The 24,621-nt window shown below is 40.8% G+C and carries 22 protein-coding genes; 7 read left to right on the top strand and 15 right to left on the bottom strand.

What is annotated here, in order from left to right:
- Positions 1-259 precede the first annotated feature (259 nt).
- Both E0F88_RS01470 and E0F88_RS01465 read right to left on the bottom strand, forming a co-directional pair.
- Entirely contained in the window at positions 260-808 is a 549-nt protein-coding gene (locus E0F88_RS01470) for a DUF3267 domain-containing protein (protein ID WP_131955952.1), read from the bottom strand.
- A 30-nt stretch (positions 809-838) separates the two neighbouring features.
- Positions 839-1,054, bottom strand: coding sequence for a hypothetical protein (locus tag E0F88_RS01465; RefSeq protein WP_131955950.1), 216 nt, complete (start codon positions 1,052-1,054; stop codon positions 839-841).
- Between the two features lie 277 nt (positions 1,055-1,331).
- Between E0F88_RS01465 and E0F88_RS01460 the strand changes: the two genes are divergently transcribed.
- Both E0F88_RS01460 and E0F88_RS01455 read left to right on the top strand, forming a co-directional pair.
- Positions 1,332-2,939: a sensor histidine kinase gene (locus E0F88_RS01460; RefSeq protein ID WP_131955948.1), complete on the top strand. Its 1,608-nt coding sequence runs from the start codon at positions 1,332-1,334 to the stop codon at positions 2,937-2,939.
- A gap of 65 nt (positions 2,940-3,004) precedes the next feature.
- Positions 3,005-3,748, top strand: coding sequence for a LytR/AlgR family response regulator transcription factor (locus E0F88_RS01455; protein WP_131955946.1), 744 nt, complete (start codon positions 3,005-3,007; stop codon positions 3,746-3,748).
- A 147-nt stretch (positions 3,749-3,895) separates the two neighbouring features.
- On the opposite strand, the gene E0F88_RS01450 is transcribed toward E0F88_RS01455, so the two are convergent.
- Both E0F88_RS01450 and E0F88_RS01445 read right to left on the bottom strand, forming a co-directional pair.
- The gene (locus E0F88_RS01450) at positions 3,896-5,224 is read right to left on the bottom strand and encodes a DEAD/DEAH box helicase (protein WP_131956792.1); all 1,329 of its coding nucleotides are present in this window, start codon (positions 5,222-5,224) and stop codon (positions 3,896-3,898) included.
- A gap of 99 nt (positions 5,225-5,323) precedes the next feature.
- Complete coding sequence (locus tag E0F88_RS01445) at positions 5,324-5,680, bottom strand: DoxX family protein (protein ID WP_131955944.1); 357 nt, start codon at positions 5,678-5,680, stop codon at positions 5,324-5,326.
- A gap of 56 nt (positions 5,681-5,736) precedes the next feature.
- Between E0F88_RS01445 and E0F88_RS01440 the strand changes: the two genes are divergently transcribed.
- Positions 5,737-6,174 carry a DUF6526 family protein gene (locus E0F88_RS01440; protein ID WP_131955942.1) on the top strand — a complete coding sequence of 146 codons (438 nt, stop codon included), beginning with the start codon at positions 5,737-5,739 and terminating at the stop codon, positions 6,172-6,174.
- An 84-nt stretch (positions 6,175-6,258) separates the two neighbouring features.
- Here the strand turns inward: E0F88_RS01440 and E0F88_RS01435 are convergent, their stop codons facing one another.
- From E0F88_RS01435 to E0F88_RS01405, 7 genes are all read right to left on the bottom strand, one after another.
- Positions 6,259-6,909, bottom strand: a complete 651-nt coding sequence (locus tag E0F88_RS01435) for a porin family protein (protein WP_131955940.1) — start codon at positions 6,907-6,909, stop codon at positions 6,259-6,261.
- A gap of 209 nt (positions 6,910-7,118) precedes the next feature.
- Complete coding sequence (locus tag E0F88_RS01430; RefSeq protein ID WP_131955938.1) at positions 7,119-8,450, bottom strand: APC family permease; 1,332 nt, start codon at positions 8,448-8,450, stop codon at positions 7,119-7,121.
- Positions 8,451-8,497: 47 nt separating this feature from the next.
- Positions 8,498-9,574 carry a hypothetical protein gene (locus E0F88_RS01425; RefSeq protein ID WP_131955936.1) on the bottom strand — a complete coding sequence of 359 codons (1,077 nt, stop codon included), beginning with the start codon at positions 9,572-9,574 and terminating at the stop codon, positions 8,498-8,500.
- Positions 9,575-9,636: 62 nt separating this feature from the next.
- Positions 9,637-10,560: a hypothetical protein gene (locus E0F88_RS01420; protein ID WP_131955934.1), complete on the bottom strand. Its 924-nt coding sequence runs from the start codon at positions 10,558-10,560 to the stop codon at positions 9,637-9,639.
- Positions 10,557-11,138 (bottom strand): phosphoribosylglycinamide formyltransferase, encoded by a 582-nt coding sequence (gene purN, locus E0F88_RS01415; protein ID WP_131955932.1) that lies wholly within the window; start codon positions 11,136-11,138, stop codon positions 10,557-10,559. Before purN ends, E0F88_RS01420 begins: the two co-directional genes overlap by 4 nt.
- A 111-nt stretch (positions 11,139-11,249) precedes the next feature.
- Positions 11,250-11,945, bottom strand: coding sequence for a TapB family protein (locus E0F88_RS01410; RefSeq protein ID WP_131955930.1), 696 nt, complete (start codon positions 11,943-11,945; stop codon positions 11,250-11,252).
- Between the two features lie 89 nt (positions 11,946-12,034).
- The gene (locus tag E0F88_RS01405; RefSeq protein WP_131955928.1) at positions 12,035-12,916 is read right to left on the bottom strand and encodes a geranylgeranylglycerol-phosphate geranylgeranyltransferase; all 882 of its coding nucleotides are present in this window, start codon (positions 12,914-12,916) and stop codon (positions 12,035-12,037) included.
- 195 nt (positions 12,917-13,111) lie between these two features.
- Between E0F88_RS01405 and bshA the strand changes: the two genes are divergently transcribed.
- The 3 genes from bshA to E0F88_RS01390 all read left to right on the top strand — a co-directional run bounded on the left by bshA (position 13,112) and on the right by E0F88_RS01390 (position 15,997).
- On the top strand, positions 13,112-14,248 hold the full coding sequence (gene bshA, locus E0F88_RS01400; RefSeq protein WP_131955926.1) for an N-acetyl-alpha-D-glucosaminyl L-malate synthase BshA: 1,137 nt from the start codon (positions 13,112-13,114) through the stop codon (positions 14,246-14,248).
- A gap of 47 nt (positions 14,249-14,295) precedes the next feature.
- Positions 14,296-15,615 carry an NAD(P)/FAD-dependent oxidoreductase gene (locus E0F88_RS01395; protein WP_131955924.1) on the top strand — a complete coding sequence of 440 codons (1,320 nt, stop codon included), beginning with the start codon at positions 14,296-14,298 and terminating at the stop codon, positions 15,613-15,615.
- Between the two features lie 139 nt (positions 15,616-15,754).
- Positions 15,755-15,997 carry a DUF4834 domain-containing protein gene (locus E0F88_RS01390; RefSeq protein ID WP_131955922.1) on the top strand — a complete coding sequence of 81 codons (243 nt, stop codon included), beginning with the start codon at positions 15,755-15,757 and terminating at the stop codon, positions 15,995-15,997.
- 179 nt (positions 15,998-16,176) lie between these two features.
- Here the strand turns inward: E0F88_RS01390 and carB are convergent, their stop codons facing one another.
- Entirely contained in the window at positions 16,177-19,020 is a 2,844-nt protein-coding gene (gene carB, locus E0F88_RS01385; protein ID WP_131956791.1) for a carbamoyl-phosphate synthase large subunit, read from the bottom strand.
- 307 nt (positions 19,021-19,327) lie between these two features.
- Here carB and E0F88_RS01380 point away from each other — a divergent pair, with 307 nt between their 5' ends.
- The gene (locus E0F88_RS01380; RefSeq protein WP_131955920.1) at positions 19,328-20,230 is read left to right on the top strand and encodes an RpnC/YadD family protein; all 903 of its coding nucleotides are present in this window, start codon (positions 19,328-19,330) and stop codon (positions 20,228-20,230) included.
- A gap of 5 nt (positions 20,231-20,235) precedes the next feature.
- On the opposite strand, the gene E0F88_RS01375 is transcribed toward E0F88_RS01380, so the two are convergent.
- From E0F88_RS01375 to E0F88_RS01365, 3 genes are all read right to left on the bottom strand, one after another.
- Positions 20,236-22,080: a BamA/TamA family outer membrane protein gene (locus E0F88_RS01375; RefSeq protein ID WP_131955918.1), complete on the bottom strand. Its 1,845-nt coding sequence runs from the start codon at positions 22,078-22,080 to the stop codon at positions 20,236-20,238.
- 100 nt (positions 22,081-22,180) lie between these two features.
- Positions 22,181-23,860 (bottom strand): hypothetical protein, encoded by a 1,680-nt coding sequence (locus tag E0F88_RS34975; protein ID WP_131955916.1) that lies wholly within the window; start codon positions 23,858-23,860, stop codon positions 22,181-22,183.
- Between the two features lie 204 nt (positions 23,861-24,064).
- Complete coding sequence (locus tag E0F88_RS01365) at positions 24,065-24,583, bottom strand: NADH-quinone oxidoreductase subunit C (RefSeq protein ID WP_131955915.1); 519 nt, start codon at positions 24,581-24,583, stop codon at positions 24,065-24,067.
- Positions 24,584-24,621: the final 38 nt, after the last annotated feature.

Here is a 24,621-nt window from a genome sequence, read left to right as displayed (position 1 = left end):
GACTTTCAATTAAATACTTCTCAATTATCTAATTAGTGTAAATGTCAATTTGTCTAGCGACAATCTTCATGTTCCACGAATTGTAAAGACTTACGATAAAAAAACGCCTGTGGATGTGTGGTAATAAAAATATTCTTCACGAAATGTACTTTAAATTTCACTGATTTTGAATTTTAATTATAATTAATGGCTAATAGATGCATTTGTATTGTCTTATTCCGTGAAAAATATTTTTTAGAATAATTTTATTTTGTTTAAATTATTTTGATCCTCCAACAATCAGGCCTACTTCAGATGGATGATCTCGCACGTTTTCTTCTGCTTTTAACTTTCGCATCATCCAGATGATCATCAGGTCACCACAGGCTGCGAAGGTAAAAATCATTCCAAAAGTCAGTAACCATCCGGAACCGTTCAATAGCGATACCAGGTAAGGAATGATTCCTAAAATAATCAGAGGCATGATAACCACAATACGATATTTGGCGGCGGTCATCGGTAGTTCGCTGTGAAAATAAGGAGTGAGAGACTGCCAATGGAAGCCAAACTTTATATTCTTCCAGCGCACTTTTGCATACCAAACTGCCGTGAGTCCGTGAATCAATTCATGAATAAGCGTACCTGTAACAAGCATAGCGAGCCCATACATGGTGTATGAAAAAAGATTTGTTTTCAGGTGGTTTAGGTCAATTTTCCATATCAGATGAAAAGGGAGAAGCATTACAGGTATTAAAATGATTGTTGGGATCAGGCTATACACTTGTGCCTTCACCGGAGATATTGTCAGATCAAAAGGTTGATTTTTCATATGAGTAGGGTTGGAATATGTTTAAGATAATCATTGAGTGGGTTTTCTTCCTGCCAGGCCGTCCGAAAATCCGGAAACAAAACTGGATGATACATCATAAATCTTAAATCCGATAAAAAATCCAAGTCCGAGCATTCCCACAACAACCATTGCTTTTCTTACAGCAAGAGAGGGACTGAAAAACGGAACCTGGTATTTGCCGATTAAAACTAAGGCGAAACTTAGAAAAAATGTGATTAGTAACATGACCTTTAAAGTTAATGTGTTTGATAAAAATGTTTTCCTGATGACCTGACAAAAGTGGCGTGTAAAAACAGTTTTTACAATTCGATATGATTAACCTCTTTAAATTGGTGATGAAGCTGTAAACGCGATTGATAAAGCCGGTTTAACCTTTGTTTTGGGAATTAGTGATCGTTAAAGTAGCTTCGTCATTCGGATAAGGAGTTTCGTCAAAAAGATTACAGCGTTTCCGGGATGACTATTAGTTTTGATGCTTACTCCGTATTTATAACCGGTTTTCATGTCAAAGTTTTTTACGAATTTATATAAGAATCTTTTTTTTATCGGGATGTATACCATCCTGATAGTCATTTTTTCCTGGGACTATCCTGGCTACTTTTCACGGTGGAGCTATATTGGATTGCCATTGACGCTGCTTAATTCATATCTGTTATACGCAGCGATTTATTATATGATTTATCCGGCAGTCAGAATAAGTAAATCATGGCTGCTGAATGTGGCGTTCATTATGCTTACCATGGTTTTTTCAACCGCATTTTATTATCTGATCAGCCGCGTTTCTGTTTCAGATGAAGAACTGCGTGCGTCATTTGACGGTATGCAAAAAAAGATGCAGACACCCATGAAGCCCTACTCGGTTAATCGTGTTGGAGAAGTTCTGGGCGGTTCATTTGTCACTTTCTGGATATTTTTCGGTATTACATGGTTTCTGGTTCACTGGCATAGAAAAAAACATTTGTCGTTTCGTTTGAGAAGATGGTGGAAGCAACAGTCGTTAAACACGTCCGGAATCCATCTTTTGTATTTAACCATGGGATGGGTATTCTGGTTGTTTTTTACTCTTTCACCAGTCTTGTTTACAGGGAAACCAATTTCATGGCAAACAACCTTGCTTATGATGCTGCCATCGGTCTTGTTTTTTTATATTAATCTTAAAACCAGCTTCAAGTTATTAGCCGATAATAAATTGTTTCTTGCCTTGGTTGTAACATTGTGCTGGTGGGCAGTTCTACTTATTGTGAAGGCGGTGCTTTTTGTAATACTTACAAAAGGATTTGGTTTGCCAGCGGTTTTGGATGGTAAAAATGTTTACGATGCTGTTGCAAATGCAGGTGACAAGATGAGCGTTTCATATAACTTAGGAAAAGCGATTGGGACAATCCTGTCGGGTGCTGCTTTTAAGGAGCTTGTTATTCTATTGGCCAGCTTTATTTATGGTTATGATAAAAGAATCACGAAGTATAGAAAGGAGCTTGTGACTATTTCCGAATCGCGGCAACAGGAACAGCTTCGGCAAAAAGTACTGGAAAAAGCGGTTGTAGATGCACGGCTTCAGTCACTGAAATATCAGATTAACCCGCATTTTTTATTCAACAGTCTTAATTTTCTTTATTCTCAGTCTTTGCCTTTATCCGAAGAACTGGCACGCGCCACAATGCTTCTTTCCAAGATGATGCGGTATGGTTTACAGGAAAATAACGATGAGGCCAAAGTGTCTCTCTCCGGAGAGGTAGAACATCTTCAAAACTTTATAGAGTTTAATCAGCTTAGATTTTCCAACCAGCTGCAAATTGATTTTCGGACGAACGGACAGATTGCCATCCGCCGTATTATGCCGCTTTTACTGATTACTTTTGTTGAAAATGCTTTTAAGTACGGTGAACTTCACCAGTCAGAATTTCCTTTACAGATACATTTGACCGTAGATAGCCAAAAACTTATCTTTTTTGTTAAAAATAAGAAACGCACAGGACCAAAAGAAGACTCAACCGGAATCGGGCTCGAAAATATCCGTAACCGTCTCGCACTGGGTTATCCGGGCAAACATACGTTATCAATCTCGGACGGGCAGGATTTTTACAGTACCGAACTGACAATAATATTGTAAATACTTGATAGTCAGATAATAAGTCTATTTACCTTAAACTTTTTACTGTTAACCTAATACCAGTTATGAATTTACGCTGTCTGATTGTTGATGATGAGCAAGCTGCTTTGAATGTCCTGACGAATTACATTTCAAAAACTCCTTTTCTTGAACTGGCCGGCGCATTTACCGATCCGATTGCCGCGCTTGAAGTCATTTATAAAGAACAAATTGATATCGTGTTTTTGGATATACACATGCCGGAAATATCTGGGCTGGAATGGATTAAGCTTCTCAGAGGCAAGTCAAAGGTAATTTTGACTACTGCTTACAGTCAGTATGCGTTGGACGGATATAATCTGGATGTGGTGGATTATCTTTTAAAACCGGTTCCCTTTGACCGTTTTTTACATGCTGTGCAAAAAGTGCAGGACATTCTTACTGTCAAGCCGATAGCTACGCCTGAACCTGTTCCTGTCCCAGTTGCGCCCGCAGCTTCAAGCGATCACGTATTTGTGAAAGTGGACAGCAAGATTATGAAAGTCAGGTTTCAGGATATTTTGTACATAGAAGGACTGGGGAACTACGTAAGTATTTTCACCGAAACCGGTCGTTTGGTGACACTTTCCACCATGAAAGAAGTTGAGGAATATCTTTCGGATACCTACTTTATGCGTGTCCACCGTTCTTATATCATTGCTTTTAATCGTGTTGAATATATCGAAGGCAATCAGATTTTCCTTAATAAAAACACCAATGTGCCTCTTGGTGAAACATACCGTGAAAGGTTTTTTAAGTTGTTGGAAGAAAGTATGATGAACAGGAAATAGGACGCTGACTTCCGGGTTTGATTTAGACTATCCCAAAGGGATCAAATTGAATAGCCCCGGGAGAATCCCGGGGTTATTATAAAAGGCTTGAATTTTTGCTGAGGTATTACACTAACTACCCATTCTTAATTCATCATTCTTAATTTCTCATTTCTTCCCTGACCGTTTTATCGGTCTGCCGTATTTCTGCATTTTTTCCAATGCGTGATTTCTGCGAACGTTTACCTTTTGATTTTTTGCAATTTTTTCGTGGAAGGCTGAGCCTGTGCTTTCACGCTTTGGAAGTTTAAAATCAATATTTTTCATGTTGATCTTTGGCTCCTCGTCCGGTGTCAGAATATCCGATATTTTCAGGTCTTCCGGCAATGTCAGAACCGGAATTTCATAATGCATCAATTCCTCGATAGCTTCCCGGTATTCCTGGTCTCTTTCCGTAATAAATGATATTGCCTTTCCTTTCCTGTCTGCACGGCCTGTTCTTCCGATACGGTGGATGTAGTTTTCAGGAATTTCAGGAATGTCAAAATTGAATACATGAGAGACTTCGGCCACATCGAGACCTCTCGCAATAATGTCCGTTGCGATCAATATCCGGTACGTGCCTTCATGAAATTGTTTGACGGAATTGAAACGGTGATTCTGTTCTTTGTTAGAGTGGATGACTCCAATTCTGTTCAAATAACCCAGTTCAAGCTGGTTAAAAAGCTGGTCTGCCAGTTTTTTTGTCGCCACAAAGATCAGGACTTTACTCATCTCAGGATTTTCATCCAGAAGTTTGTCAAGCAAGTTAACCTTCGTATAAAAATTGGGAACCAGATAACCCGTCTGTTCAATATTTTCCAGCGGAGTTCCCACCGGAGCAGCTTCGATCCGAACCGGACTATTGAAATAGGTTTGCATCAAAACTTCTACTTCCTGTGTGATGGTAGCCGAAAACAAAAGATTTTGCCTTCTTTGCGGGAGTAGGTCAAGTATGTTTTTTAGCTGCGTCCGAAATCCCAGATTCAGCATTTCATCTACTTCATCAATAACCAGTTTTTTGATTGCCTTTGTCTTAAGCGAACCGTTTAGAGCAAGATCCACCAACCGTCCCGGCGTAGCCACCACAACGTCTGCACCTTGTTTCAGTTCGGCCATTTGTACTTTTATGTTGCCACCACCATAAACGCCAACGGCCTGTAAAGTCATATAAGCGGCTAATTTTCTTACTTCTTCCACAACCTGCACCACTAGTTCCCTCGTTGGAACGATGATGAGCAGCTGCGGCAACCGGTCTTTGGAAAACTCAAGCTGGCGCAGTGTAGGTAATAAATATGCAAACGTTTTTCCGGTACCTGTCTGCGCAATTCCGCAAACATCTTTTCCGGACATCATGACCGAAAATACCTTTTCCTGTATCGTTGTTGGTGTTGTATAACCTAAATCAGTGAGCGCACTTAAAAGAGGTTTGGTAAGATTTAAATCTGCAAAAGTCATAACATTCTTCATAAATAGAATGCAAAGTTACTTTAATCTTGCTTCTGAAAGAATTTAATACAACTTCATGCGAAAAAACCGTGGTGCAGTTAAGAAGAATTATTGTTTTGTATAAGTCCAGGCCCACCAGATCAGTACTAATTGCAGCGGCAGCCTGAGTATCGTGAGCCAAAAATATGGATTGCTTTTTTGATAAAAGTTAACGGCCATTTGAATGTTGGCCGGAAGTATAACAATTAGAAGCAGTATCGTGAGCCACGCACCGGCAGAACGGGTGACCGGGAAAAGAAGCAGTAGCCCGCAAAGAATTTCAACAGCGCCGCTGATATAAACCAACTGCAGTGGAAAAGGGAGAAAGCCAGGCATGATTTTCAGGTACCCTTTTGGCTTAAGGAAGTGCATTACACCAGCCGCAATGTAAAAAAACGACATTATGTAAAGTGATAAAATTTTCATCAGCTATTCATTGGTTAACTTGTACCATTACCTGAAATTAAACCTACGAATTATAAATGGAAAACCAGAATTATAAAAACCATATCCGGTTTTATGTCCCGCATCATTTTGTGTTTTATCCTGTGTTAATGATTTTAACCGGATTGAGTATCTATTGCATTTTTCATCCTACAGTACAGTCAGTCATTTACCTTTTTATCACAATATTATTTTTTATGGTAGGCTGGCTTTCTTTTATGCTCCGGCAGCATTATGCACTGAACAACCAAAACAGAATTGTACGATTGGAAATGCGATTCAGATATTATGTACTTACCGGTAACAGGTTGGAAAATCTTGAAGACCGCCTGTCTTTTAGTCAGATAGCCGCGCTTCGTTTTGCTTCTGACGACGAACTTCCGGCCCTGACGGAAAAGACTTTAACTGAAAACTTAAAACCGGATGAGGTCAAAAAAATAATTACGAACTGGCAGGCCGATCACATGCGGGTTTAAAAAGCTACGATAAACAAAAACGGTGGCCCAATTGAGCCACCGTTCGATTTCAGTAAGTTGATGTTGAATATTTTTTGCCTGATTCTATCTAGTTCTCAGACGTCCTGAATTTTTGTCATAAGTTCCGAGTGGAAAGCTGATACCTGCGTTGATTCCCCAGTTGCTGTTCATCATTTTGGTGCCGCCATTACTTACATCTAAAAGTCCAAGTCCATAACGTGCATCTAGGTTTAACCAAATTTTTGGACTTAGTTCAATGTTCACTCCGGCACCGAAAGTAAGTCCCAGGTCGAAGGGATTGTAAACACGCGAGCCTCCCTCAGGATTAAGATTGTTGCCATCTTTGTCTTTCGCTCCAACCATGAAGTTCAGGGAAGGCCCGAGGAACAATTTAGGACGAACAGGTGCGCCCCATTGTCCAAAAAAGAATGTAGCAAACAAAGGAACCTGAATGTAGTTAAGATTGATCTCGTTGGTTTTGTTGTTGATTTGAGCGCCCATTTGTGTAAACAGTACCTGACCGCTAAATCCAAAACCGGTTTTTGAACTGTAGTTGTAAAAACCACCTACCGTCAATCCTGGTTTCCAATCTGTGTTTCCCCCTATTGCGTCGGTATTCCCTCTGAAATTAGCGATCGATACACCGGCAATCGGACCGATAGAGACATTCTCCTGAGCCCTTAACTGGGAGGTAGAAAGGATACCTGCCAGTAATAGAATAATACAATTTTTCATTTAGTTCTGGTTAAATTAATGTGAACCTGAACTATCAATTGCTGTGCCACTGGAGCGTACTGACGTACGTATAGTAGTCAGTTAGCTAGTTTAGAGGGATATAAGAGGATTGCAATTTTTGATGGTGTTGTTAAAGCTGGTAAAGTTGAGGCAGTATATCCACATATTCAGAGAAAAATTCGTCAATCATCACTTTATTTGAATATAAATTACTTCCCAAGTTTTTGTAAAAGGAAATAAAGAGGTACTCCTCCCAGAAACAATCCCCACCCAACAAGTGCAGATGAAGGGTCGGTAACGATGACGTTGACAGCAACCGTTAGTAGGAAAAGTACAAAAAAAGCAGGCAGAATCGGGTAACCGGTCATTTTAAATCCTTTGTGTAAATCAGGTTTGCCGGCTTGTTTCCTGAATACAAAAATCGTTGCAGCTGCACTCGCCAAAGCAATACTGTCTACCGACATAACGTAGTTCACGATTTGCTCAAATGTGTCCAGCATCAGCAGAGAAATCAGTGTAGTGACGATCAAAAAAGTTAGCGCAAATTCCTGCACCTGTGTTTTTGAATTTACTTTTTTGAAAATCGGGGGAAGAATATTGTCGTCTGCAAGGGCATAATAAACTCTTGGCAGAGAAAGCATGGTTGCATTGATAAAACCTAAAACAGAAACAAAAATAGCGACAGAAAAGAAAATCTCACCCCAGGGACCAAACAAAACGCGGGCAGTATCAGCTGCAATCAGATTTGAGTTTTTAAGTCCGTCGAAACCAAGGACGTTAAAGTATGTGTAGTTAAGTGCCAGATAAAGCCCGAGGATCAAAAAGATACCCAGAAATATTCCACGCGGCGTATTCCGGACGGGATCTTTAATATCTGCCCCGAAATTAAGGGTCTGCTGATAACCTCCGAATGTGTAAAATACAGCGATCAGACTTGCGCCAAAAGCGGTAAGCCAGTTGTTAGTTTGAGGCAGGGGCTTAGGGGCTAGGATAAGTTTAACAGGTTGTGAATAAAAAATCCCGGTGCAGAGGACGAGCATCATCAGGATTTTTAATGTACTTAAAAGATTCTGAGTGCGCGAGCCGGATTTGATACCCAGCATATTGATGGTATAAAAAAAGAGCAGCGTAACAACTGCCGTTCCCTGGATGCCAGTTTGGCTGTGCAGTGAATCAGGCAGCAGCGGATTGATGTATTCTGAACCGATAAGCGCCACACCGGCCATTCCTGCGCCATAAGTAAGGACAATCACCCAGTTGATCATAAAAGAATAAAGCGGGTGAAAGGCGGTTGAGATAAGTTTGTAGAAACCTCCGGGAAAGTGATGCCTTGAACCAATTTCTGCAAAAACCAGAGCGCCCAGCAAACTAACCACGCCACCTGCAATCCAGGCTGAAAAGAATATTTCCTGTGTTCCTGCCTGACGTGCTACAATCGCAGGCGTCCTGAAAATGCCGATTCCAATAACCAGACTAATGACGATCATGCCCAAATCGAAAACACCAATTTGAGGGCGGATATTATTGGAATGCTCAGGCATCAGGCAGGTTTTATGAATGAGCTTTTAAGATAAAGAATTATTTTCAATCAATCCTCGTCTTCATCAAGCACAGTCTCATTCGGTATCTCATACGTTTTTAAATACACTTTTAGCTGGGAAGGAATCTTCCATTGTTTTAGCGTTATTTTAATGTTTTTGATTTCTGCTTTTACCTCATTCACATTGGTATTAAACTTCACAATAGCCGTTGTGTACGAGTTCGCATGCTGATAAGGTAAACCGCAAAGTGCCGAAATCTCCTTTTGCACTATTTCCTTTTCCAGTTCGAGCTCCTCTACCTGCTGTTTTAAAACTTTGTTGTAATAATTCAGCTGGTTTTTGGTAAGGTTTTCCAGATGATCCTGATCGATGCGGTCAAATTCAATTTGTAGTTTTAACAATCCAAGCAGATTATTTTCCTGATAAGCGTGGGTCACACGCTGCATAATCTCTGTTTTACGCAATTTTTCTCCTTCATCAGTTTCGCGGTCCGGATGAAATGCTTTTACCAGATCCATGTACACAGTGCGTACCGATTTGGTTGTTTTCTGTTTTTCCAGATTTTGTTTTGCTTCCAAAATCCTTTCCTGTACTCTTTCTGCGCGCCTTTCTTCTTTAAATCGCTGCTGCTCATCTTCCGGCCACTCATGAAAATGTTCAGGAAACTCTTTTACAGGCTGGGCTTCTTCTTCGATCAGGAAGGCGGGGTCGGTGATCTTTCCTTCTGTTTTTTGTTTTAAAGAATCCAGCGCAGTTTCAATATCGATTTCACTGTATTTATTAAAAACGGGTTTTAATTCATCAAAACCATAATTGGCTATCAGATCAAATGCATTTTCTACAATGAGATAGGAAAGTTTGGTCAGATATGCTTTCCGGTATAAATCAGCCTCATAAGTACGGTCCATGACCTGCACAAGCTCAACACGAAAACTTTGGTATTCCATGATCAGCGGGTTCAGGTCGGTTGGAATGCGACTGATCATCTCGTCTCTCGCCGTTTTTAGCTCAGGTATAAGCAGATCGAGCTGTTCAATTTTCTCTGACAGCTGGTTAAATTCTTTTTGTCTTTTATTCAGATCCGACTTGGGCTGTCCAATTCGCAGTAATGATTCGTTTGTCATTGGTCAATTTTTAACCATGATGGTTATATGTAAAAGAAGAACACCGGTTTTCTGTTTTTTGTTTAGAATCCGAGTTCCTGATAGGAGATCAATATAATGGCAGCTACGGCCACCGCCAGTCCAAGCCGGTTGTAATTGTTTAGTTTTTCTTTATAAATTGCCCAGGCCGTAAAAGAAGAGACCAGCATGGTAAGAATGTTGTAAACCGGGAAAACATAGGCTGCGCTATTGCCAAAAGCAGAAAGAGCATGCAAAAGAAAATATAAATAAAGAAAATTAGGAATACCTAAAACCAGTCCTCCGATCACACTTCTTAACTCCAGCTTTTCTTTAACAATAACAATCTTGTAAATCAATAAAAGCGTTCCAATGAGCACAGCGCCGGTACAGGCGATGATCATAAAAACGGTTGTTTGTCCGGGGGGATAAAATGTTACAGACAAATAATTGATGAGCGTATTGTTGGTTCCGCTTCCCAAAAAAGTCAGAACAGGAAGAAGCCATAAGAGCTTACTCACTTTAACTGGTTCAGCAGGTTTATTAGCAGCGATTTCCTTATTTTTAGAGGTTTGCATGGCACCTAAAGCCAATGCAGCAAGTGCAAGAATAAGCCCGGAATAATTAAGAAAAGTAAAATCTTTATTGTTGTTTTTAAAAACAAACAAACCAAAAAGCACAGGGATTACCAGTGACATATTACCAGCCAGAGAGGCGGCAGTAACACTTACTTTCTGGGCCGTAAGACCAATTAACATGAATGCAATTACAAACATGGTCCCCAGTGAAAGTGTGAGCAGTGTACCTGTTGAATCCCATTTAACATTTTGGAACACGCCGACATCGGGAGTTAGTACAATGCCGGTCAGTACGCAGGAGTAATAATTAAAAACAATGGCATGAAACGAATTGACCTTGTAACGCGGATACGCACGCATGATCAGGTAAAGCGCCACCGTAAACAGTACGGAAAGGATAAAGTTGATCATCGTTTTGTTTCTAATTTGGCAACAACTTCGTCGATTACGCGGGGATAATGCTGATGTTCAAGTACCTGAACTTTTGCTGCCACGTCATCGGGAGAATCTGTTTTCAACACGTCACAGGTGGCCTGGAAAATAATATTTCCTTCGTCGTAATGTTTATTTACAAAATGAATTGTGATTCCGGATTGTTTATCCTTTGCTTCTACCACGGCTTCATGAACAAAATGTCCATACATGCCTTTTCCGCCATGTTTAGGCAACAGTGCAGGATGAATATTAACCATTCTGTCGGGATAACCTTTTACCAGAAATTCAGGAATCAGCATCATAAATCCTGCCAAAACGATAAAATCTACGCCTTCATTCTGAAGTAAGTTCAGAATCCTTTCTGTTTCATAAAAAGTTTTCCTGTCAAACACCACCACCGGAATATGTAATTTTCTGGCACGCTGGATAACGCCTGCCTGAGGATTGTTGGTTAGTATCAGCGAGACTTCCACATCTGTTCTGCCGTTAAAATAGTCGCAGATTTTCTCCGCGTTTGAACCGGAACCTGATGCAAAAATGGCAATGCGTTTCATTAAATAGAATGTCGGTTGGAAGATAATAAACTGCTTTTTTGGCAAAGCTATAAAAAAGAACGGCTTTCGGGGAATCGAAAGCCGTTCAGAGTTTGAATCAGTAGCTAATGCTCAATAAATTTTGCTTAGTTCGGTGGTACCAACCAGTTTGCCCTTCCGATAACTTTCTGTTTTCAGGTCCCATAAGATGTTAGGGGCCCGATAGGATACGGTCTGGAAATCAAGTTTTATTTTCATTCCCATCTGCGACTCCATAGTCATATCTGACGTCACTTTGTAAGCATCAAAGGTTCCGGCCGGTATGGTAAGTTTTTCCTGACTCTCGACTTTTCTATTAAAAATCAACATGTTTGTGGTGATAGCCAATGGTCCCGAAGTCCCTTCACCTTTAAGGGAAGCATCCTTAAGTTTTTCACCGACAGTCAGTTTAGCGGGATACTCGATATCATCCGAAGTGAATTTCATTTGAAAGCTTTCCAGAGATTTCATCTGTTCCGAGCTGATAAGCGATTTTGCATCCATGGAAAGGGTATTGCCTTTGCAGCGCATCTTGTAGGTATTCTTCATTTCAGATTTTCCCTTGCTGTTAACTGATTCAAAATCAATCGTGTAGACAACGGCTCCGGCCTCATTCGACACATTGGCAATTTTATATCGCATTGTGGTGATAAGTTTGCCTTTTGCGTCGTAACTGTTCATATCGAAACCGCTTCCGGCTTTCATATTAAAGCCCATGCAATCCTGTGCCTTTAAGGTGCAGACACCAACCATTACAAGCAAAAAGCTTAGCAATATATTCTTCATCATTTTAGCAGCTTGTTTAGATTAGAAAACAAAGGTATATTTTCAATCTCTCGAAAGCAGAAGGGTGGTCAGAATTTGATTTAACGGTAACATTACGCCCAAAGCATGGTCATCAAACCCAGCAGCATAATGATCTTGCACAGATTACTAATTTCCTTGAACTCTTTTCTTGTATCCGATTTGGAAAGTTTAAACACCAGGAAGCCTATGGGTACCAGGAGTAATAAAAAAAGCCAGATCAAAGTCCTGTTTTCGAGTACACCTCCCATAAAAAAAAGTGTTACAACAAACAGGAAAAGAACGACATATAAAAAAGTTTTTGTTCTCCTGATTCCCCAGACAATAGGCAAAGTCCGGCAGCCGTGTGCTTCATCACCTTTAATGTCTTCCATGTCTTTGACGACTTCCCGTATCAGCGATATGAAAAATGAAAATACAGCATAAATAAAAACCAGATGACGGTTTTCAGGGTAGTAAACGGTTAGAATGAGAAGAGAAAAACCGGTTAGCAGCGACACGATGAAGTTTCCGATGAATGCTTTTCTTTTAAATCTTTCGGAATAAAACCATAGTAACGTTATGGAAAAGACATTTACCAAAAATACCCATGGGCTCACCAAAAGCCCCAAAGCAGCTCCCAGGACATTCAACACCTGGTGTGCACCCATTGCCCAGCGCCGTTTAAGGTAACGGCCAACAACTACACGCTCCGGTTTGTTTACGATATCGATTTTTATGTCAAAATAATCATTGATGATATAACCGGCGGCTGCAATACAAACGGTTGAAAGAGATAAGAAAAACATATTAGGATCAGCAATAATCTGCTTCCAGTTATGCCTTGGGCCAATTAAAAGAATACGGGTAAAATACTGTGTCATAGCCACGATGACCAGGTTCGTCATACGAACCAGGCGCACGCTTCCTGCAACAAAATCCCGTAAGGTTACTTTTGGGCGGGCAGACACATTCATGGATAATTTGATTCAAAATAGAATTGAGACATTAAAATTATTCATTTTACGGCACTATTGGCAATAATTCACATCTTTCTCTGATACTTTGGGATAAAATGAGCTGAATATGTGTTAGTCGTATGTCATCAATTGAAATATTGCGTAAAACCGCAATTGTTTTCAAAAATTTCACCACGATTAGAAATATATTTTATGAAAATTGGTATTGTATGTTATCCTACCTTCGGAGGAAGCGGAGTGGTGGCTACCGAACTTGGTAAAGCGCTCGCGAAAGTAGGTCATCAGGTTCATTTTATTACATATTCACAACCTCAGCGACTCGATTTTTTCAATGAGAATTTATACTATCATGAAGTAAATATCCCGACTTATCCACTCTTTCAGTATCCGCCATACGAATCCGCATTGTCGAGCCATATGGTGCATGTTGTTCAAAGTGCCAAGCTGGATCTGCTTCATGTGCATTATGCGATCCCGCATGCATCTTCTGCTTACCTGGCAAAACAGATTTTGGCGCAACAGGGTATTCACATTCCGGTTATCACTACACTTCACGGTACGGATATTACATTGGTTGGCAAAGACGAATCCTACGAGCCGGTTGTTACTTTTAGCATAAATCAGTCTGATGGGATAACTGCGGTTTCTGAATCTTTAAAAACAGATACTTATCGCCACTTCAATATTACCAAAGACATAGAGGTTATTCCCAACTTTATTGATCTTGACCGTTTTAACAGACAAAAGAAAGAACATTTTAAACTGGCGATTTGTCCGAATAACGAAAAACTGATTGTTCATACTTCCAATTTCAGGAAAGTAAAAAGGATTGACGATGTGATTATGATATTCAGTAAACTGAGGAAGTTACTTCCAAGCAAGCTGTTACTCGTTGGCGACGGACCTGACCGCGCCCGTATCGAACGCCTTTGCAAAGATCTTGATATGCTTTCTGATGTTCGTTTTCTTGGAAAACTTGATGCAATTGAAGAGGTACTTTCTGTTGCAGATTTATTCCTGATGCCGTCTGAATCAGAGAGTTTTGGTTTAGCTGCCTTGGAGGCGATGGCTTGTGAAGTTCCTTTGATCACATCAAATGCCGGCGGACTGCCAGAACTGAACATACCGGGTGTTACAGGATTTTTAAGTGACGTAGGTGACGTGGATGATATGGTCAAAAATGCAGAATTTATTTTGCGTGATGAAAATCTGCCAACGTTTAAAGCCAATGCTTTGGCACGTGCAAGGGAATTTGATGTAGCCAAAATCCTTCCACATTACGAAGCTTATTATGAACGCGTTGTAGAGAACAGTAAGGCTGTTGTCTGATCAGGTACGGTATTTTTAAATATCGTATTGAATAAAATAATTTTGATATGCTACCTAACATTCCGGATACAAATTATAAAAGAGTAGTCATCATCGGAGCCGGTTTTGGTGGATTGGCTTTGGCAAGAGAAATTGCCAAGAGGGAAGATTTACAGGTTGTCCTGATCGACCGTAATAATTATCACCAGTTTCAGCCTCTCTTTTATCAGGTGGCAATGGCTGGTCTCGAACCAAGTTCAATATCTTTTCCGCTCAGGAAGGTTTTTCAATCCAAGAAAAATGTCCATATCAGAATTACCGAAGTACATGGCGTAAACCCCGATCGGAAGTCGGTTGATACGGATCTTGGAGAAATCACGTATGATTATCTGGTTATAGCCACCGGTGCGAGTACCAACTATTTTGGGATGAAGGAAATTGAGGAAAGGGCTATCCCAATGAAAACAGTTTCCGAAGCACTGGCACTGAGAAACCGTATTTTACAAAACTTTGAAGATGCTCTGTCCGTTGATTCAGACGACCAGCGTGAAGGTTTGATGAGTGTAGTTGTTGTAGGAGGTGGTCCTACCGGAGTTGAACTCTCGGGTACACTTGCAGAAATGAGAGCATTTATCCTGCCAAAAGATTATCCTGAACTGGATTTTACGGGCATGCAGATCCATTTGCTTGAAGGTTCCGGTAAGTTACTTGGAGCAATGTCGGAAGAATCGTCAGCAAAATCGAAAAAATACCTGGAAGAAATGGGTGTGATTATTCATACTGAACAGGTAGTTACAGGTTTTGATGGCAAATATGTGAGTACCAAACAAGGCTTGCGGTTAAGGGCTGATAATCTTGTATGGGCTGCTGGTATCAAGGCAAATCCTTTAAACGGACTTAATCCGGATGTGATCGTCAGGGGAGGAAGGATCAAAGTGGATCAGTATAACCGTGTTCAGGGGTACGACAATGTTTTTGCTTTGGGCGATGTAGCAACCATGAGCGAAGGTAAATGGGAAAACGGTCATCCACAGCTAGCACAACCTGCAATGCAACAGGGAAAAGCCCTGGCACGTAACGTCTGGAGGGTGATGGATGGCAAAAAAGCAATTCCTTTTGTTTATAAAGATTTAGGTTCTATGGCCACGGTGGGAAGAAACCGTGCTGTGGTGGATCTTCCTTTTTGGAAGTTTCAGGGTTTTTTCGCCTGGCTTACCTGGATGTTTGTCCATCTGATGTCGATTGTCGGAGTAAAAAACCGGGTATTAACTTTGATAAATTGGGTTTGGAGTTATATAACGTATGACCAGTCGCTCAGACTTATATTAAAACCAAAAACCATCGCACAGATAGCAGATAAAGAAGAAAAAAATACGGAAGTGGTGTAGTTAGGAAGTATCTAGTTTTGTTAAAACCTGATTGACGCCGCTTAACTTATTATTGGTTCGTTCAGCAGGTTTTTGTTATATTCGTGTGCGAATTAATGCGAGGTTTACGTTATACATTGCAGTAATAAACTATTGAAAGATGAAGATAGTATTCAATATTCTGATCATATTTATGCTTCTGATTGCCTTTGTGCCGTTGTTCAGAAGATTTATTTTTCACTTACTGGTAGGCCGTCAATTGGTGAAGGAACAAAAAAGGCAATATCGTGCGCAGAAACAACGTGCAAAACAGCCTGGTGTAAGAGTTGAGAGCGTTCCTCCTGATATTAACAAGTCTAAATTTAAAGGTGGGGAGTATGTGGATTATGAAGAGGTGAAATAAAAGTAAGAATATAAAAAGTAAAGCCGGCACTCTAGAGAGGGCCGGCTTTACTTTTATAATATAAAAATCACAATCTTGGGCTAATGCTCTCCTGGTGATGAGTCACTGGTAACCCCAGGCTTAAGCCTGGGGTTAAGTGCTCGTAGGTGATGTCGGCTTTAGCCAAAGCTATTACAATACTATCGGCTCAAATACAAATTTCGCTCGCTGTAAATCTTCTGGAAGAAATCATCCTGCAAATCATCGATGAAGTAAATTGCTTCGCCGGTTGATTTCATTTCAGGACCTAATTCCTTATTTACATTTGGAAATTTATTGAACGAAAAGACCGGTATTTTGATCGCCCAACCTTTTTTAACAGGGTTGAAAGTAAAATCACTCAATTTCTTGTCTCCCAGCATCAGCTTTGTGGCGTAGTTAACATATGGTTCCTGATATGCTTTGCAGATAAATGGAACAGTACGTGAAGCTCTTGGATTCGCTTCAATTACATAAGCAATGCCGTTTTTGATTGCAAACTGCACGTTGATTAAGCCTTTCACGTTCATTGCCAAAGCAATTTTGCGTGTGTATTCGTTGATCTGGCGAATAACATCATCAGTCAAATCAAAAGGAGGTAGTGCCGCGTGCGAGTCACCCGAGTGAATACCGGCCGGCTCGATATGTTCCATCACACCAATGATGTAAGCATCTTCGCCATCGCAAATTGCATCTGCCTCTGCTTCAAGAGCTCCTTCCAGGAAGTGATCCAGAAGAATGTTATTATCCGGAATATCACGAAGAATTTTTACAACATGTTGTTCCAATTCTCTCTCGTTGATCACAATTTTCATGTTCTGACCGCCTAATACGTAACTTGGACGAACTAAAAGCGGGAAGCCAAGTGTCCGTGAAAGTTCTACGGCAGCGTCAGCAGTTCTTACTGTTCCGAATTTTGGATATGGAATTCCAAGTTCTTCAAGCAATGGAGAAAAACGTCCGCGATCTTCGGCCCAGTCAAGTGAATTATAGCTGGTTCCGATGATTTTGATTCCGTATTTGTCCAATTTCTCTGCCATTTTAAGAGCAGTTTGTCCACCAAGCTGAACAATCACACCTTCCGGTTTTTCATGTTCGATGATGTCAAAAACATGCTCCCAGAAAACCGGTTCGAAGTATAATTTGTCTGCAATATCCGGATCGGTTGAAACCGTTTCAGGATTACAGTTGATCATAATCGTTTCATAGCCAGCTTCTTTTGCTGCTAAAACACCATGGACACAGGAGTAATCGAACTCAATTCCTTGTCCGATACGGTTAGGCCCTGAGCCTAAAACGATCACTTTCTTTTTATCAGATACGATCGACTCATTGTCAGGTGTTTCCTGAGATGAATTGAAAGTAGAGTAGTAGTATGGCGTTTTTGCTTCAAATTCAGCTGCGCAGGTATCTACACATTTATAAACACGTTTAATGCCCAGTTCTTTACGTCTGTCGTACACTTTACTTTCTTTTGTCTGAAGCAAATGCGCAATCTGACGGTCAGCATAGCCCTTTTGTTTTGCCGTTAAGAGTAATTCCTTTGGCAGGTCAGTCAGGTCAAATTTCTCGATCTCATGTTCAAGTTCGATCAGTTCTTCAATCTGGCGCAGGAACCAGGCATCTATTTTGGTAAGTGTCTGAATTGTTTTGAAAGACAAACCGATTTTGAAAGCATCATAAATATGGAAAAGACGATCCCAGCTCGGATGTGCCAGACTGTATTTGATAGCTTCCACATCGCGTAGCTCACGTCCGTCGGCTCCAAGTCCGTTTCGGCGAATTTCCAGGGACTGACAGGCCTTTTGCAATGCTTCCTGGAAATTACGCCCGATACCCATCGCTTCACCAACCGATTTCATCTGCAATCCCAATGCACGGTCAGCGCCCTGGAATTTATCAAAGTTCCAGCGGGGAACCTTAACAATCACATAGTCGATCGAAGGTTCAAAAAATGCAGAAGTGCTACCGGTAATAGGATTTATTAATTCATCAAGATTATAACCAATTGCCATTTTTGCAGCAATTTTTGCAATCGGGTAACCCGTTGCTTTCGATGCAAGTGCAGAAGAACGGGAAACACGAGGGTTAATCTCAATCGCAATAATCATATCGTCCGCCGGATTTACCGAAAACTGAACGTTACATCCGCCGGCAAACTTTCCAATTCCGTCCATCATTTTGATAGCCAGATCGCGCATTTGCTGATAAAGCGTATCGGGTAGCGTCATGGCAGGTGCTACCGTAATACTATCGCCGGTATGAACACCCATCGGGTCAAAGTTTTCAATCGAGCAAATGATAATGAAGTTCCCGGCACCATCACGCAGCAATTCAAGCTCATATTCTTTCCAGCCGTATACACTTTGTTCTACCAAAACTTCATGTGTTGGAGAAGCGTGTAAACCGTTATTCAACGCCTGGTCAAAATCTTTTTCGTTTTCAACGATGCCACCACCTGTACCACCAAGTGTGAACGAAGGACGGATAACAAGTGGGAAACCGATTTCCTGAGCTATTTCTTTTCCTTCCAAAAATGATCTTGCTGTACGCCCTTTGCAAACATTCACATCAAGTTCAAGCATTTTCAGGCGGAATTTTTCTCTGTCTTCTGTGGTTTCGATCGCTTTGATATCGACTCCGATAATATCTATATCATACTTTTTCCAGATACCTGCTTTGTCGCAGTCGATTGCTAAATTCAAAGCTGTCTGACCACCCATGGTTGGTAAAACTGCATCAATCGGCCTGCCAAGCGCTTTGTGTTTTTCAAGAATCTCGATGATGTATTTCTTCTCCAATGGAAGCAGATACACATGATCAGCGCTGATCGGATCCGTCATGATCGTTGCCGGGTTAGAGTTGATTAGAACAACTTCTATACCTTCTTCACGAAGTGAGCGGGCTGCTTGTGAACCTGCATAATCGAACTCACATGCCTGCCCAATGATGATGGGACCAGAACCGATAATTAGGATGGACTTGATATTCGGATTTTTGGGCACAGTAAATGGTAATTTGTAGAAAAGTGGAAATAACGTTTTAATAACTTTTGGAGTTGCCTGATACTTTCCGGGCAGGGGTACGTCCAAAAATTCCACAAAGTTAATTCACATATCGGAAAAAGAACAATTCAGGTTCAAAAAATGTGCATGACCTGAATTTGTAATATTTTGAAGCCGCGGGAGCGAAAGCAGGAAAATGTGAATTTTGCCACATTTTGATATGGTTTTCATGAAACTGATCGTGTGTAACGTTGGGAATGTTAATCAAAGACAGAATTTTCAATAACTGTAAGTCAACTGCTGGTTCATGCGTAGAAAAAATGATATACTGCTCAAAAGTGCCTTCGAAGAAGCGTTTCCAGGTTTACTGCGATTCTTTTTTAATGATACTGATTCAGTTTTTAAAATGGAAAGGGGTTTCGAATTTATGGATAAAGAGCTGCTGGAGCTTTTTCCTGAACTGGCAAAGAAGGGTGGAAGCCGTATCGCAGATATGCTCGTTAAGACCTATTTAAGGAACGGAAATAGTGAGCTTCTACTAATTCATCTGGAAATTCAGGGAGAAGGGACCAGGGATTTTGCCAGGAGAATGTTTACTTACTGGTACCGAATCTATGATCGTTATGATGTTAATCTAGCTGCTTTGGCAGTTTTTACAGGAGGTAAAAACCAAAAACGTCCTGATCATTTTCACAAAGAATTCCTGGGAACAGAAGTGCATTATAAATACAATGCCTACCACATTCTGGACCATAGCGAGGCACAGTTACTTGCAATGGACAACCTGTTTGCTTTAATCATTCTTGCAGCGCAGAAAGTGTTGTTAAACAGTAAGATTTCGGAAGAAGAACTGGATGTGCAACGTCTGGTAATAGCACGTGCCCTTATAGAGAGTAAGAGATATGATTTACCTAAAATCAGACGCTTTCTGTTCTTTTTAAAGACATTTATACACATAGGAAATCCTGAAATAAATAGTAATTTTGATAAGCAGATTGATTTGTTAACCGGAAATAAACGGACGATGGGAATTATAGAAACTATTAAGATGCTGACTCTGGAAGAAGGTATCGAGAAAGGAAGAGAAACTGAAAAAGTAGTTTTTGTGAAAAATCTGCTTCGTCAAACGGATTTCGATGCTTTGAAAATTGCTGAGCTTGCCGGTGTGTCTGAGGCATTTGTTATAGAAATTAAACACAGGGGTTTGTAAAGTAACTATTGCAGCGGCAGAATTGAAGGCGCTGAAATATCAAAATCCTTAAGCCTAAGTGGCACATTACCATCAATCCCATACCGGAAAGGAGAAGAGAGAGCCGGTACATTTGGGTAATAACTAATGCGCAGCTGTAATGTGTTGAAAGTAAGATTTTCATTCCGCAGTCTCATTCCCAACCCATAACCTTGGTAAAGCGGACTTTCCCGCAGTCTTTTCTTAGGTCCGTTTACTACCCCAAAATCAGCAAAAACAAAATAGGCAATACGGAATCCCAGGATACTTTTGTCTGAAAAGAATACTGTTTCTGTTGATAAGGTTAGCCGTTTTGTTCCGATCAGCTGATCATTGTAAATTCCGCGTATTCCCTGTTCTTTGCTGATGTTCAGATAATCAAGTGAATCTCTGCGAATTCCCTGCGTAAAACGTGCCGTGACAAACTGCCGGAAAAAACTGTAACGAAACGGAATCAGATTACTTATATAGTCCATTTGACCTCCGACAACTCCCTGCTGTGCCATGCCATTTTGAACATAAGAACCAACATTTACGAGCCCGTACATATAACCCAGGTTGTGTGGCATGTATTTCCCCGCAGCATACTGTACTCCTGCATAGCCCCTGCCGCCATATTGGGTATTCTCCTGCCCGACAGTCATAGCAAACAGAGTTCCTACCGGAACGTCTTCTGTTCTACCAAAGCCATAGATAAGTACGTCTCTTTTGTAGTTTCTATTTGAATAACCGATGCTTACCAACGTCGCACTACGATTCCAGTAAATCTTATTGAGATTCGGACCTACTTCCGGTCTTTTGTCATAGACAAATTTATTATGTCTGATGGCAGTTACCAGCCTCGCATTTTTACTTAAAAAGCTATTTACAAAAGGGAATTTAAAAGACCTTCCAAGCCAGATGTCATAGTGATTATATTCAATCGGGAACAAAACCTGCACTTCGGTGTTGTTGACCGACCGTTTATATTGCTGAAGCCAGGTATGCCCTGCTTCAAATGCACCTGCGTATTTGGTTTCACTCGTCAGGAATGGCCGGAAAAATCGGATTGATTGTTCTCTTATATCCCTTTCCAGAATAAAACTGGCCTGTCCGGTGATAAAAGTTTTGGCAATATAGGGAACCGTGTAAACGGTTCGGAACTGAAATTTCCTGACCGTATCCTGCGCATTCCAGCGTATAGCAGTTAGCTGCGAATGTGTTGTTCCTCTTGTATTGATATTATTTAACCCGATGTTAAACTTGTTAAAAGAACTAAATCCACCGGAAAAGTTTAGCGACCAGGCATCCTGTATCAATACAACAACGTCTGCCATCCAGGTCACGTCCTCACGGGGAATCACGATAATACGCGCGTCCGTTATTAGTCTGTTTGATCGTAACAAACGTTCGGTATCTTTTAAAACCTGTGCTTTGATGTCGTCGCCTTCTGAAAAACGCAAAAATGATTTTCGAATGATACCTTCACGTGTATTTGTATGCAGGTTTGCACTGAAGAACCTTTCCAAACGATTACCCTTCCGGGTTGTATCGTAAACAGACTGACCCAGCATATTTAGTTGCCTGATGATAATTTTTCTTATTACCATCCCTTCATAAGGCGTGAAGGGATTGGTTTCGATCTGTTTAACCTCGGTTACTTTACCCTGATTATAAACATCTCTGAACAAAAGCCGGTACACCGCTTTGGAGAATTTCGTTTTTGACATACGAAGTTTAAGATTCGTATACCTCGTGCTGTCCCTCGAATAAGTAACCGTTTTCAGGCTGTCGGGTTTCTGAGCCGACGCGATCGTGGTTAAAAATAAAAGGAAGAACAAATATCTATACATGACACGAATAAGGCAAAACCGCAGACTTTAAGTTATGTACGTATGATAGATATAACCGGGGTTGGTAGTTAAGTTACTAAAATCTAAATTAAAATTAATATTATTTCGAGCCAGCCTCCATAATTACCTGAACTGTTTTTTCCATAGCTCTTGGACCGGGCGCATTTTTTGAGAAAAATTTACCATTTGGTTTGATCACGGCAAATGTTCCAGGCTCAATAGGGTTCAATTTAAAGAGCAGGTCCATAGTCTGTCCGCTGTTAAGAAACAGATGTGTCCCTTTTAAACGGTGGCGGACAATATATTGTTTTACCAAATCTCCTGAAACGAAAGCATCGTCTGCGGGAAGGTGGAAATAAATAAAGACGATATCCCTTGGGAGCTGTGCCTGTAAAGCGGTCATAAATTCCATTTCCTCGCGGCTTCTGGCATCTTCAAAATTCCACTTGACCAGATAAATGGTTTTGCCTTTATACTTATCTAAAATACGGTTTGCCCACGCTGTACCACGCTCATTGGAAGCGCTCATAAAGTAGCCCGGTAAGGTTTCCACAGGCTCCGAACTGATGGATCGGAAGTCGATCATCTTTTTGATATCAGCACTGTCTTTTACTTCAATCCTGACAATTTCATCCAGTGATTGTGCAAACTGTGGAATCGTTAAAGTCGATTGAATGTGCTTACTTAATACAATCTGCTGACGATAAGTGTATTTGTAGAAATTCTTGGGTAAAAATCGGGCTTTGAGAAATTCTCTTGCAGTGCTATCGTACAGTTCCCCATAAGATCTGCTCTCTCTTTCGTAGCCAAACAGTAGATTCAAAACTGTTTCATTTTTGGCGAAAAGCTTGTTTAAAAAGTCCAGTTCACTTTTTTCTGCGACGCCCTTTATAGCAATTTCGTCCAGTCTTGTTTTTTCTTCACTGGTAAGTTCTGTGGCATTATTACGAATAAGCGTAGCCATTCTGCGAACGGGCAGTGAAGAAGACCGTCCGGGATTTGCATATCGTTTCTCTTCTACCATTCTGTCCCCGAAAGTCCCGAACCGGCTGGCCAAGGTCACTCTCTGTGCGGTGAGGGGAGAAACTGAAAGTCGTTTAAGGCTATCCAGCAGGTCTGTTCCTAACGCATAACCGTTGCTAAGGGCATATTCATAAAGATTCTGTAACATTTCATCATTTGCCACAGATTGTATCCATTGTCTCAATGCAGGATCAACAACGCCGGCCGATCCTACTTTTGACAGCGCAGAAACTTTTAATTCCGCTCTTTTTGCAGCTGCTCCCTGCACCTCATTAGCCGATTTTTCCCAGAATGTGTCATAGAATCTTGATCCCAAGGCTGGGTTTGCTGCAAGTCGTTTGTTTTCTTCAGCTAAATAGATATGATATTGATTATTGGCCCCGGCATTTTCCCCTGCAAAATAAAACAGTCGTTTTCCTTTGGCCAGTGAATCGCCGTCGAAAGTTATTTCAACAGTACCGGGAGATCCTAGAAATGTAGTGAAAGCTTTGCCGCTGTAATCCAAGTATATTTCTTCTTTTGTAAAAAGCATGGGTAGCGAAACCCTGAAACTGCCATCAGCTGCCAGCGGTGCCTGTTTGCTTAATTCCGATTGGGGCTGTAAAATGTTATTTCTTGAAAACGTAATGGCAGGAGCCTGTCTGTACAGCCTTCCATTTAGATTAAGTATTCTTCCCTGTATGATTAGTGAGTCGGTAGCCGCAAAGGCAGATGTTGATATTCCCGCCAGGATCAGGGTAAAAAGTATGAAGCGCATTCGAGTAATTGTTAGGAATTGATAACGGAAAATAGCGAGCCTTTCCTAAGCAACCAAATTTGTTCTGTTTATTTTGGAACCCGGGAGGATATTAGCATTATCGTGTTTATACAGATTTTTTTTCTGCATTTCTTTAAAACGAATTAAAATATACTTGTAATGCGCTGCTAAGAAAAAACATTAAATGTTGTATTCCGGGTGAGCTTAATCAAGTCTGGGGCCGTCTTCATACCGGACATATATTCCATGATAGCGATCCTGAACCTTATAATCTTTTCTTAAAGGATGGCCTTCCCAGTCCTCGGGTAACAGTATTCTTCTCATGTCCGGATGTCCTTCGAAGTGAATACCAACCAGGTCAAATGCTTCACGTTCATGCCAGTCAGCAGTGCGCCAGATATGACTGACGGTTGGTACAACAGGTAAAGTTTCTTCCGGAAGATTTCTTGGAAAAATGGCTTTGATCATTAAATCATGGCCGTAGGGAATAGAAGTCAGGTTATAGATTATCTCCATGGTTGCCAGTCCGGCACCGTTGTCAATCGCTGTAATACAGGCAAGATAATCGAAATACATGCGGTCATCTTCGTGTAAAAACCGGCATACAAGTGCTATTTGTTCAACCGGAATGATCAAAATTGGCTGAGGTCCTTTTATGTCCGTATTGATGTCGTGATGACCAAACTGTGCAGCAACTATTCCTGTAATTTCCTGAAAGTTCATTTGTTAAATGAAGAATTGTGAGTTAAAACGGATCACCG

It is taken from the genome of Dyadobacter psychrotolerans (genome assembly GCF_004349265.1).
Taxonomy (GTDB): domain Bacteria; phylum Bacteroidota; class Bacteroidia; order Cytophagales; family Spirosomataceae; genus Dyadobacter; species Dyadobacter psychrotolerans.
The sequence above is the reverse complement of the archived record's forward strand: the minus strand, read 5'-3'. Positions and strand labels throughout refer to the sequence as shown.